Origin of the sequence: Paenibacillus sp. alder61, assembly GCF_020179875.1 — a bacterium.
GTDB lineage: Bacteria > Bacillota > Bacilli > Paenibacillales > Paenibacillaceae > Fontibacillus > Fontibacillus faecis.
Map to the genome: position 1 here is coordinate 1 of NZ_JAIUDG010000058.1, position 948 is coordinate 948.

Below are 948 nucleotides of genomic sequence, written 5' to 3' on the forward strand. Positions count from 1 at the left end.
AGGTTGTTCGAGGTTTGGCTGGTTCGCCAGTGAAAGGCGGACTGATCGTTCAGGCCAATTCGGATGTAGTGTATACGGAATTGGCCGAGAGCTTAGCCGCCCGGGGAGTTATTTTAACGGACCTGCACACTGCGGCAAAAGAACATGAGGAATTGGTTCAACGTTACCTCTATCAGGCCGTGAAGCCGGAAGAGCATCGTTTATCTGCTGCACACAGCGCCTTATGGAGTGGCGGCGTTTTCCTATATGTCCCGGACGGTGTCGAGGTTGAAGCGCCGATTCAGGCGATCTTTCTTAACGATACCAGCGGGGTGCGTTTCGCTCCTCACGTCTTAATTGTGGCGGGGAGCAACAGCAAGGTCACTTATGTGGATCATTGTTTGTCGAGCGGGGATGATGTCAAGGTTTTGCATAACGGTGTGGTTGAGGTCTTTGCGGGAGCGGGTTCTAAGGTGCAAGTCGCTTCGGTTCATCAGCTTGCTGCAGCAACAACGGATTTCACCGAGCGGCGGGCGGTTGTTCTTGCCGATGGCGCGGTGGAATGGATTATCGGCGAAATGAACAAGGGGAATACCGCCAGCGATACCCAGACCTTGCTTCAAGGCAATGGGTCGGTATCCGACACGAAGGTGATTGCGATTGGCACGGGCATTCAAAAATCGAGCTACACCACGCAGGCCCAGCATTTTGGCAGAAGCTCGGTGAGCCAGATGATTACACGTGCCGTCATGCTTGAGGAAGCTACCGCCATTATCAACGGAATTACAAAGATTGAAAAAGGCGCTACCCATTGCGATGGTCAGCAAACCGAACGCGTGCTGATGTTAAGTCCTAAAGCGCGTGGCGATGCCAATCCGATCCTGCTGATTGATGAGGATGATGTAACCGCTGGCCATGCTGCATCCGTGGGGCAGGTCAATGCGGAGCAAATCTATTATCTGATGTCGC

Annotated in this window: 1 protein-coding gene; it reads left to right on the top strand. The window is 53.2% G+C overall.

Annotated elements, in window-relative coordinates:
- The coding region (locus tag LBW89_RS27995) for a SufB/SufD family protein (RefSeq protein WP_225040930.1) at nucleotides 1–948 on the top strand (948 nt) is incomplete at both ends.